Source organism: Nocardiopsis potens DSM 45234, assembly GCF_000341105.1.
GTDB lineage: Bacteria > Actinomycetota > Actinomycetes > Streptosporangiales > Streptosporangiaceae > Nocardiopsis_A > Nocardiopsis_A potens.
This window is the reverse complement of the sequence record NZ_ANBB01000103.1, coordinates 1-10,204: the sequence shown is the minus strand read 5'-3', so window position 1 is coordinate 10,204 and position 10,204 is coordinate 1. Positions and strand designations below refer to the sequence as shown.

Here is a 10,204-nt window from a genome sequence, read left to right as displayed (position 1 = left end):
GACGTGGTGCAGGGCGGTGACCGCGGAGTCGCCCGAGCCGTAGGTCTTGGCCAACCCCCGCGCGACGACGGCTGGCGGGGCCTGGGTGTGGTCGGGAACGGACACCGTTGCGGTGTGGCTCACGGGCGACTCTCCTGACGTGCGATCTGCTGACGGAACCCGAAGAACGGGATTTTCTGCCCATATCGGTTGAACTTCTCGATCGGGCAAGAAAACGGTATGGCCGCGGGCCCCCCGGACACCTCGGTCGCACAGCCGATTTCCGAGATGGCCGAAAGGAGGGGGCGGAAAGGGGCCCGGGGCGTTCGGCGGGGTGCGGGCACCGACTTTCGTCGGTACCGCCGGCCCCCTTCCGCCCCCTCCGACCGGCCGCCGGCGCCCTCCGCACCCGCCGCGACCTGCCCGCCGGGTGCGCACCGACCTTCGTCGGCCCGGAAAAACCCGGCTTCACCTGCGGCGATGAAGGGCGGAGCGGCCCCATAGACTCCTGGCATGTTCTACGGGGACGGAGAAGAGGAGCGGCTGCGCGAGGCCTTCGGCGACCGGCTCGTCGGCATGTGGCGCTGGTGGTGGGACCGGCGGCACCGGATCGCCGACTGGGCGATCGCGATCTGCGCCTTCCCCTGGACCGCGCTTCTCAACTCCGCCGGGGCGGGCATGCTGCTCATGCCGCTGTCGGTCCTCCTGATCGGGCAGGCGCCCACGGGCCCCTCCGCCCCGGTGCCCCTGCAGATGGCCGCCCTGCTGCTGCTCGGCGCGGGGATCCCCGGCGCGATCTCGGTGGCGATCCTGTTCCGCCGCTCCCGGCCGAACTGGCTGCTGTGGGGGGCCGCGGCCGTCCTGCTGCTGCTCGGCAACCCCGCCCCGTGCATGATCGCCCTCTACTCCTACGCCTCCTGGTTCAGCGACCGGCGGCGGCTCGCGATGTGGAGCACGGTCATGGCGGTGGTCGGGGCCGCCGCCTACACCTTCGGCGACCTCCCGACCGCCGCCATCGTCGTGTTCCTGCTCGTCTGCGTGGCGCTGCCGCTCACCCTGGGGCTGTGGGTCGGCACCCGCCGCCAGCTCATCGGGAACCTGCGCGAGCGGGCCGAGCGGCTGGAGCGCGAGCAGCACCTGCTCGCCGACCGGGCGATCAGCGCCGAGCGCACCCGCATCGCCCGGGAGATGCACGACGTGGTCGCGCACCGGGTCAGCATGATGGTGCTGCAGGCCGGCGGGCTGGAGGTCTCCGCCGCCGACGAGCGCACCGCCGAGGTCGCCGGGCTGATCCGCAACACCGGGCGCGAGGCGCTCTCCGAGCTCCGCGAGATCCTCGGCGTGCTGCGGGAGACCCCGGGCGCGGCCGGGCCCGGGGACGCCGGCGGGAGCGCCCCCACCGCGCCGCAGCCGGTCCTGGCCGACGTGGAGCGGATGATCGCCGAATGGCGGACGGCCGGCATGGACGTCGGCTGGGCGGTCGGCGGCCGCCCCCGGCCGCTCCCCGCGCAGCTGGAGCGGACCGCCTACCGGATCGTCCAGGAGGGGCTGACCAACGCGGGCAAGCACGCCCGCGGGGCGCGGGTCCGGGCCCGGATCGACTACGGCGAGCACGACCTGGAGATCACCGTGGCCAACGAACCGCCGCCCGCCGGCGCGCGCACCGAAGCGCCCCCGGCCAGCGGATACGGCCTGGCCGGGCTGCGCGAGCGGGTCGCCCTGGCCGACGGGGAGCTCACCGCGGGCCCCTACCCCGACGGCGGCTGGCAGATCCGCGCGGTGCTCCCGGCCGGGCGCCCGGCGGCCCCGGGGCCGCCGTGAGGCCGCTCACCGGGTCGCCCCGTACGGCGCGGCCCGCCCCGGGGTGCGCTAGCGTCGCGCAGAGCAGGGCGTCCGCAGAACGGAGAAGGGGAGCCGCCGTGATCCGCACGGTCCTGGTCGACGACGAGCAGCTGGTCCGCTCGGGGCTGAAGATGATCCTCGACTCGGCCGGGGACATCGAGGTCGTGGGGGAGGCCTCGGACGGCGCCGAAGCGGTGCGGATCGCCCGGGAGACCGGCCCCGACGTGATGCTGCTGGACATCCGGATGCCCGGGATGGACGGCCTGGCCGCGGCGGCGCGCATCGCCGAGCTGCCGGAGCCGCCCAAGGTGGTCCTGCTGACCACCTTCGACCTCGACGAGTACGTGCACGAGGCGCTGCGCGTCGGCGCGGTCGGCTTCCTGCTCAAGGACACCCCGCCGCGCGACCTGATCGGGGCGGTGCGCACCGTGCACGAGGGCAACGCGATGCTCGCGCCGAGCGTCACCAAGCGGATGCTGGAGCGGTTCGCCACCCCGGCCTCCCCCTCCTCCGAGCAGGCCCGGACCCGGCTGGCGGTGCTCAGCGGGCGCGAGCGCGACGTGCTGGTCGCGGTGGCCCGCGGGATGTCCAACGCCGAGGCCGGCCGCGAGCTGGGCATGCGGGAGGCCACGGTCAAGGCGCACGTCAGCCGGATCCTGTCGAAACTGGGCATGACCAACCGGGTGCAGGCCGCGATCCTGGCGCACGACGCCGGCTGGGTCTGACCCTCCCGGGGCGCCGCGCGGGGCCGGGTCAGCGGCGGAGCAGGCGCCGGCGCGCCCTCCGGCGGGCGTGCGCCGGGCTGCGCGGGCCGGGGGCGACCGCCTTCGCCAGCTCGGACACCCCCGCCTCCAGCGGGCCGCGCCCCAGTGTGCGGCGCCACAGCAGCGCCACCGCCACCGACCCCACCAGGTAGATCTCGGACATCTCCCGGTTCACCGCCCCGATCAGGCCGCCGGGGTCCTCGGGCAGCGCCGCCTGCCAGGCCATCACCACCGCGTGCACCGCGTAGACGGTGAGCGCCATGGAGCCGGCGGCGGTGAACGGCGCGGTCAGCCGGGGCAGGCGGTCGGCCAGGCCGAGGCAGCAGGCCAGCACCGCCATCGCCACCCCGGTCCCGCCCAGCACCTCGGGGGTGGTCGCGCTGTGCGGCATGTCGGTGAGCAGCCAGCGCGCGTCGCCGGTGGGGACGGAGCCGATGTTCTCCTCCCGGGCGCCCAGCTCCCCGATGAGGCCGTAGTTGTACCAGGCGTGCCAGGAGGTCCGGTAGGAGAGGAAGGCCACCAGCGCGCCGAAGGCGGCCAGGCGCGCCCGGACCAGCGGCGAGTGCAGGTCGAGCCGGCCGACCGCCAGCCCGGCCAGCACCGCGGGCAGGTAGGCCAGTGCCGGGTAGTAGCCGTGCACGGCCAGCTCCATCAGGCCCTGCCCGGCCACCAGGTGCCCCGGGTCGTGCGCCTCGACGGCCCTGGTCAGGCCGGCCATCGCGCCGCCCTCCTCGGCGGAGCGGCGCAGCGCGAACAGCAGCTGGGGGCCGATGGCGAACGCCGCCGCCGCGGCGGCGGCCGCCCAGGGGGCGCTCAGCCGCAGCAGCGGGATCGCCAGCAGGAAGTACAGCCCGTAGTAGGTGATGATGACGGTCAGGTTGCTGCCGCCCGCGGTCACCACCGCGTGCAGCCCCCAGCCGATCAGCACCAGCGCGGCGCCGCGCACCGCGACCCGGGCCGCGCCGGTGCGGGCCCGCCGCCCCCGGTGCACCGCCGCCCCGCCGGTGACCAGGGCGAGGGAGACCCCGGCCAGGAACGCGAAGAGGATCGTGGACCTGCCCCAGGCGTAGGTGGCGACGATGACGCCGAGCGGGCTCTCCCGGTCGAGGAAGGGCGGGCCGAAGTGGATCACCAGCATCCCGGCGACGGCGATCCACCGGGCCAGGTCGAGGCCGCGCAGCCGGTCCCGGGCCGCGGGCGGGCGCTCCGGGTCCGCGCTGGAGGGGCGGGGGTCCGGACCGGCCGGCTCCGCCGCGCGGGCGCGGCGGAGGGAGGGCGGGGCGGAGGGAGAGGGGCGGGTCTGCGTCATCTTCCTTAGCGGGACGTGAGCGGGTGGTCGTCCCGAACCCAGTAGTAACACCCGGCGCCCACCGGGCGGAAACCCGCTGGTCGCGGCGTCCTCCCCCGATCAGAGTGACCGGCGTCACCCTCTGCGGCCGATCATGCCCCGCGGATCGGTCTATTGTGTGGTCAAGCCCTTCGGCGGGGCTGAACCAGCCCGACGGGCCAGGCGGTCCGTTCCGTCCCGACAGAAAGGCCGTGCCGTGGCCGTGCGTACCCGCGGCGGTCGAGGCGAGCAGCCTGCCGCGTCCGACACCGCGCTGCTCGCCGCCGCTCCTCCCGAGAGCCCCGTTCCGCGCCGCCTGCTGGCGGTCGCCACCCGACTCTTCGCGGACAAGGGGTTCGATCGCACCTCGGTCCAGGAGATCGTCGCTGCGGCGGAGGTCACCAAGGGGGCGATGTACCACTACTTCGATTCCAAGGACGACCTGCTGGCGGAGGTCTACGCCCGGGTGCTGCGGATGCAGATGCAGCGCCTGGAGGCGGTGGCCGCCGAGGGCGGCCCGGTGCAGGAGCGGGTCCGCCGCGCGGCCGCCGACGTGGTGGTGACCACCATCGCCAACCTGGACGACGCCACCATCTTCTTCCGCTCGCTGCACCAGCTCAGCGAGGAGAAGCAGCGCGAGGTCCGCGCCGAGCGGCGCCGCTACCACGAGCTGTTCCGCTCGCTCGTCACCGAGGGCCAGGAGCAGGGCGTCTTCACCGACCGGGTGCCGGCCGACATCGTGGTCGACTTCTACTTCGGCAGCGTGCACCACCTGAGCACCTGGTACCGGCCGGACGGCGAGCTGACCGCCGAGGAGATCGGCGGCCACTACGCGACGCTGCTGCTGGACGCCCTGCGGCCCGGCGGAGGCGCGGCCGCGATGGGTGGATGAGCGGCCCCGGGGCGGGGCCCGCCGGGGAGGGCGGCCCGCTCCCGGAGCCGAGCCCCCCGGACGCCCCGCTCACCCCGCGGGCCGCGAAGGTGCTGCACGAGGCGGCCCGCCTGGCCGCCCTGCAGGGCATGCCGGAGCGGGACGGCCGCCCGGTCGTCGGGGTGGAGCACATCTTCCTGGCGGTGCTGGAAGAGGAGGACGGGCTTCCGGTCCAGGCGCTGCGGGACGAGGTCGACCTGCACCGCGCGATCGACCTCGTCCTGCGGGCGATGGGCTCCGGGCCCCGACTCAGGCCGCCGGGCTCCCGGCCCGGAGCCGCTCCCCCCGGTCCCGGTTCCTGACCAGCAGCCACACCGACAGCAGCGCCAGCAGTCCCAGGCCGATCAGGTAGGCCGAGACCGCCATCGAGGTGCCGGTGGCGTCCAGCAGCGCCACCATCACGATCGGGGCGAGCCCGCCGCCGGCCACCGAGGCGATCTGGTAGCCCAGCGAGGCCCCGGTGTAGCGCACCTCGGCGTCGAACAGCTCGGCGAAGAGCGCCGCCTGCGGCGCGTACATGATGCTCAGGAAGACCCCGGCGACGAGCATGCCCGCCGCCATGATCCAGATCTCGCCGGTGTCCACCATCAGGAAGAGCGGGACGGCCCACAGGCACAGCCCGGCGATGCCGAAGGTGTAGACCCTGATCCGGCCGATCCGGTCGGAGACCGCGGCGGCCAGCGGCATCAGCGGCAGCTGGAGCAGGCTCAGCCCCAGGGCGACCGCGAGGATCGACTCGAAGGCCACCCCGAGCTCGCGGGTGGCGTAGTCGAGGATCCCGGTGATCAGGATGTAGAAGGTCGCCGTGTTGACCGCGAAGCTGAACGCGGCCAGCAGCACGGTGGCCTTGTGGCGGCGGAGCACGTCGCGGAGGGGTGAGGAGGGCCCGGCCTGCTTCGCCGCGGCGGCGCGGAAGTCGGGGGTCTCCTCGACGGAGCGGTGGATCAGCCAGGCCAGCACCAGCACCAGCGAGCCGAGCAGGAAGGGGATCCGCCATCCCCAGGCGAGGAAGGCCGCGTCGCCGGTGGCGAAGCCGACCGCGAAGAACAGGGCGTAGGCCAGGACCAGGCCGATCGGGACGCCCATCTGCACCATGCTGCCGTAGAGCCCGCGGCGGCCCGGCGGCGCGTACTCGGTGGCCAGCAGCGCCGCACCGCCCCACTGCATGCCGACCGCGATGCCCTGCACCAGGCGGAGCGCCACCAGGGCGGCCGGCGCGGCCGCCCCGATGGCGGAGTAGGAGGGGAGCAGGCCGATCAGGGTGGTGGCGATGCCCATGGCGACCAGCGCCCAGACCAGCACCGGTTTGCGGCCGTACTTGTCGCCGAGGTGCCCGCCGATCACACCGCCCAGCGGGCGGGCCAGGAAGCCCACCGCGAACGTCGCGAACGACGCCAGCACGCCGGCCACCGGGCTGAACTCGGGGAAGAACAGCGACCCGAACACCAGGGCCGCCGCGACGCTGAACACGAAGAACTCGTACCACTCCACCGTCGCGGTGGCCGCCGCGGCTCCGGCGACGATCCTGCGGGTCCGCAGCGGGACCGCTTCGGCGGGGGATGTGGGCTCGCCGGTGGGGGGTTCGGACATGACCGGGCCTCCTGGGGTCGGCGCGACCTGGGGGAACCGGAGGCGGCCGGGGCGCTTCCGGTTTCGGAACAGCGTGAAACCGACTGGCCGGTATGTCAATCTCCCCTTCCGGCTTCGTGCTCCGACCGTGACCGCCCGGGCGCGGGCGCGTCCCGGGGCCGGGCGGAGGCCCTTTCCCGGTGCCGTGCCCGCCTCGGGGAAGACGGGGCGGAGGGAGGGGCCGCCCGTGCCGCAGGCTGGCCGGGCCTCGGCGGGCGGGCCGGTCCGGCGGCAGAGGCCCGGACCCCGGGCGGCGGGGCGCCTCCGCCGCCGGAGGGGCCCGCCCGCGAAGAAGGGCCCGCCGCGCAGTGGCGCGGCGGGCCCTTCGGGGCGGGTCAGCGCACGTAGCGCGGGCCGCTCGGGTCGCTCTCGTGGTGCAGGCGGTCCAGGGCGGTCACGTAGTAGGTGCGGTCCCCGGTGTCGCCGGGGGCGGTGAAGACGGTCCGGCCCTCCTCCGCGGGCACCGTGCCGACCATGTTGCGCGGGTCGTCCAGGCCGCAGAGCTGCTCGCCGGGATCGGGGACGCCGTCGAAGCCGTAGACGGCGTAGGCCGCCGGGGCGTCGCCCGGGCCGGCCTCCACGGTCAGCTCGGTTCCGCCCTCGCCCGCCTCGGCGCCGACCACCGACGGGGCCGGGGGCGCCTCGCCGCCCAGGTCCTCCTTGATCGGGATCAGCGCCGGGTGCGCATAGTGCTCGGCGGCCACGATCTCCATCGCCTCCGCGGCGTTGGTCCGCAGCGACGTCGCGCTGAAGAACACGTCGCCCTGCACCCCCGGGTGGTCCCGGTTGAAGGCGAGGTGGTCGGCGAGCTCCCGGGGGTCGGACCAGGCGCCCTCGTTGCCGGCCTTGTAGGCGGCCTGGCCGATGTAGAGGTGCACGCCGGTGCCCTCGGTCACCTCCTCCCACCAGGGGACGAGCACCGCGTAGTCGGCCACCCGGAGCCCGATCTCCCAGTAGACCTGCGGGTTGATGTAGTCGACCCAGCCCTCGCGCACCCAGGTCCGGCTGTCGGCGTAGATGCCGTCGTAGGACTCGAAGCCGGAGGTGTCCGAGCCGTTCGGGTCGCTGGAGGAGTTGCGCCAGATGCCGAACGGGCTGACGCCGAACTTCACGTGCGGCTTGGCCTCGTGCACCGCGGCGTCCATCTCCCGGATCAGCAGGTTCACGTTGTCCCGCCGCCAGTCCCCGATGTCGTCGAAGCCCCGCCCGTGCTCGGCGAAGGTGTCGCCGTCGGGGATCTCCTCGCCCGCCACCGGATACGGGTAGAAGTAGTCGTCGAAGTGGACGCCGTCCATGTCGTACCGCTCGACGGCGTCCATCATCGCCTCGACCACGAACGCGCGGACCTCGGGCAGGCCGGGGTCGTAGTAGAGCTTCCCGCCGTAGGGGAAGACCCAGTCCGGGTTGCGCCGGGCGGGGTGGTCGGCCACCAGTCGGGACGGGTCGTCGTGCATGGCGACCCGGTACGGGTTGAACCAGCCGTGGAACTCCAGGCCGCGCGCGTGCGCCTGCTCGACCGCGAAGGCCAGCGGGTCGTAGCCGGGGTCGCGGCCCTGCTCCCCGGTGAGCCACTCCGACCACGGCTCGTGCGGGGACGGCCAGAAGGCGTCCGCGGTCGGCCGGATCTGCACGAAGACCGCGTTGAGGCCGTTGGACGCGGCCTCGTCGTACAGGTCGGTCAGCTCGGCCTGCTGGGCCTCGGGGCTGAGCCCGGACTCGCTGGGCCAGTCGATGTTCTGCACCCCGGCGATCCACTCGGCGCGCATCTGCCGCTTGGGCGGCGCGTCCGGGGAGGGGGAGCAGGCCCGGTCCTTCCCGTCGCCCTCCGGCGCGGCGTGCGCGCCGGGGGCGCCGAGCAGGGAACCGGTCATCAGCAGGGCGAGGACGCCGCCGAGGGCGCCGAAGCGGGGAAGTGCGCGGTCGCGGGGGATCGGGTGCCGGGGACGGTCCTGTCCGGACGGTCCGGCGGCCCGGTGCGGGTTCGCCAACGTTGCTCCTTCCGGCGAAGGTCGGGCCCCGGCGGGTGAGCGGCCGGGTGCCGAGAGTGCCAGCCTAGAAAGAAACCTTCATTACGCGAAGAAGAAACGCAATCCTCCTACCCGGATTCCGTGGCGCGGGGGTCCGGATGGGGCGGGAGAGGCTCCGGGGCACCGACAGACCAAGTGGTATGTTGGTCGCCGCCGCATCGACGAGCGAACGGGAGGCACGTGTGGACAAGGGCGGGATCGACCCACCGGGACTCGACCTGGCGCGGCTCCGCGCCCACCTGGACGCCGAGCTGCCGGGGACGGTCGCCGGGGAACTGCGCGCGCGGCTGATCGCCGGCGGGCGGTCCAACCTCACCTACGAGGTCTCCGACGGCGCCTCCCGCTGGGTGGTGCGCCGGCCGCCGCTGGGCCACGTGCTGCCCACCGCGCACGACATGGGCCGCGAGCACCGGGTGATCACCGCGCTGGCGCCCACCTCGGTCCCGGTCCCCGCCACCCGGCTGCTCTGCACCGACCCCGAGGTGCTCGGCGCGCCGTTCTACCTGATGGACTTCGTCGAGGGCACCCCCTACCGCAAGGCCGAGCAGCTCGCCGAACTCGGCCCGGAGCGCACCCGGGCGGTCGTACTCGAACTGGTGGACACCCTGGTCGAGCTGCACGCGGTGGACCCCGCCGAGGTCGGCCTCGCCGACTTCGGCCGCCCCGAGGGGTTCCTGGAGCGCCAGGTCCGCCGGTGGGGAAAGCAGCTGGACGCCTCGCGCAGCCGGGACCTGCCCGGCATCGACGAGCTCCGCGCCGGACTGGCCGAGCGGCTGCCCGCCTCGCCCGCGCCGACCATCGTGCACGGCGACTACCGGCTGGACAACGCCCTGGTCGCCGAGGCCGGGGGCCGGCACCGGATCACCGCGGTGCTCGACTGGGAGATGTCCACCCTGGGCGACCCGCTCACCGACCTCGCGCTGATCGCGGTGTACAGCGGGGCCGAGCAGCCTTCGGTCCCCGGTGTCGGCGACGCCTCCCGCGCCGAGGGCTTCCCCGCGGTGGACGAGCTGGTCCAGCGGTACGCCGAGCGCTCCGGGCGGGACCTGGGCCGGTTCGACTTCTACACCGCCCTGGCCTTCTTCAAGCTCGCGGTGATCCTGGAGGGCATCCACTTCCGGTTCACCCAGGGCAAGACCGTCGGCGCCGACTTCGAGCGGATCGGCGAGGCGGTCCCCGGCCTGGTGGACAGCGGGCTCAAGCGGCTGCACCGGCTCTGACCGACACCTTCCGCCCGGCCCGACCGGGACGATCTGACCGGGAGTGTCCGCTTGGAGTTGAGACCCCAGCCGGGCGCGGCGTTTCGCGGGGTGCAGGTTCAGGCCGGCGGCGACGGCCCGGGTAGGGGCGGGCCAGGCGCCCCAGCCGAGTGCGGCGTCTCGCGGGGTCGGGGTTCAAGCAGGCAGCGAGGGCGGGAGGGGGACCGGCTGGTCGGTCTGGCGCGGCGTCTCGCGGAGCGGAGGTTCAAGCGGGCGGCGACGGCAGCGGTAGGGGCGGGGTGCCGGTGGTCGCCCGGGTGCGGCGTCTCGCGGGGCGGGGGTCCAAGCGGGCGGCGAGGGCGGGAACGGGTGGGCGCCGCGTTCACCGGCCCGGCCGGGCGCGTGCTTCCGGCGGGGGAGGGGTGCCCAGGTGGTTCGGGTGAGGGTGGGTTCTAGTTTGTGTTGCAACACGGCCGGGACGAAGGGGGATGAAGGGTGCCGGGCAA

Annotated in this window: 8 protein-coding genes; 5 read left to right on the top strand and 3 right to left on the bottom strand. The window is 74.6% G+C overall.

All coding sequences use genetic code 11. The features are described from left to right. Nucleotides 1-492 precede the first annotated feature (492 nt). Together D459_RS0129935 and D459_RS0129930 are read left to right on the top strand one after the other, a co-directional pair. A complete protein-coding gene (locus D459_RS0129935; RefSeq protein WP_017596677.1) occupies nt 493-1,800 on the top strand; it encodes a sensor histidine kinase in 1,308 nt (435 codons plus the stop codon). A gap of 98 nt (nt 1,801-1,898) precedes the next feature. After that, on the top strand, nt 1,899-2,546 hold the full coding sequence (locus D459_RS0129930) for a response regulator (protein ID WP_017596676.1): 648 nt from the start codon (nt 1,899-1,901) through the stop codon (nt 2,544-2,546). A gap of 28 nt (nt 2,547-2,574) precedes the next feature. On the opposite strand, the gene D459_RS33340 is transcribed toward D459_RS0129930, so the two are convergent. Continuing rightward, a complete protein-coding gene (locus tag D459_RS33340; protein WP_017596675.1) occupies nt 2,575-3,894 on the bottom strand; it encodes a heparan-alpha-glucosaminide N-acetyltransferase domain-containing protein in 1,320 nt (439 codons plus the stop codon). Between the two features lie 235 nt (nt 3,895-4,129). On the opposite strand from D459_RS33340, the gene D459_RS0129920 reads away from it, so the two are divergent. Together D459_RS0129920 and D459_RS33335 are read left to right on the top strand one after the other, a co-directional pair. Further along, nucleotides 4,130-4,804: a TetR/AcrR family transcriptional regulator gene (locus D459_RS0129920; protein ID WP_017596674.1), complete on the top strand. Its 675-nt coding sequence runs from the start codon at nt 4,130-4,132 to the stop codon at nt 4,802-4,804. Next, nucleotides 4,801-5,145, top strand: coding sequence for a Clp protease N-terminal domain-containing protein (locus D459_RS33335; protein ID WP_017596673.1), 345 nt, complete (start codon nt 4,801-4,803; stop codon nt 5,143-5,145). The genes D459_RS0129920 and D459_RS33335 overlap by 4 nt, the downstream gene beginning before the upstream one ends. Here D459_RS33335 and D459_RS0129910 read toward each other — a convergent pair. Both D459_RS0129910 and D459_RS0129905 read right to left on the bottom strand, forming a co-directional pair. Then, the gene (locus tag D459_RS0129910; RefSeq protein WP_017596672.1) at nt 5,093-6,433 is read right to left on the bottom strand and encodes an MFS transporter; all 1,341 of its coding nucleotides are present in this window, start codon (nt 6,431-6,433) and stop codon (nt 5,093-5,095) included. The two genes, D459_RS33335 and D459_RS0129910, sit on opposite strands and share 53 nt — an antisense overlap. A 374-nt stretch (nt 6,434-6,807) precedes the next feature. Further along, nucleotides 6,808-8,460 carry a glycoside hydrolase family 10 protein gene (locus D459_RS0129905; protein WP_017596671.1) on the bottom strand — a complete coding sequence of 551 codons (1,653 nt, stop codon included), beginning with the start codon at nt 8,458-8,460 and terminating at the stop codon, nt 6,808-6,810. Nucleotides 8,461-8,681: 221 nt separating this feature from the next. Here D459_RS0129905 and D459_RS0129900 point away from each other — a divergent pair, with 221 nt between their 5' ends. Continuing rightward, nucleotides 8,682-9,719, top strand: coding sequence for a phosphotransferase family protein (locus tag D459_RS0129900; protein ID WP_017596670.1), 1,038 nt, complete (start codon nt 8,682-8,684; stop codon nt 9,717-9,719). Nucleotides 9,720-10,204: the final 485 nt, after the last annotated feature.

Excerpts from the sequence above, each read along its gene's own strand:
- D459_RS0129935 (WP_017596677.1), top strand. The coding sequence starts at position 493 with ATGTTCTACGGGGACGGAGAAGAGGAGCGGCTGCGCGAGGCCTTCGGC.
- D459_RS33340 (WP_017596675.1), bottom strand. The coding sequence starts at position 3,894 with ATGACGCAGACCCGCCCCTCTCCCTCCGCCCCGCCCTCCCTCCGCCGC.
- D459_RS33335 (WP_017596673.1), top strand. The coding sequence starts at position 4,801 with ATGAGCGGCCCCGGGGCGGGGCCCGCCGGGGAGGGCGGCCCGCTCCCG.
- D459_RS0129910 (WP_017596672.1), bottom strand. The coding sequence starts at position 6,433 with ATGTCCGAACCCCCCACCGGCGAGCCCACATCCCCCGCCGAAGCGGTC.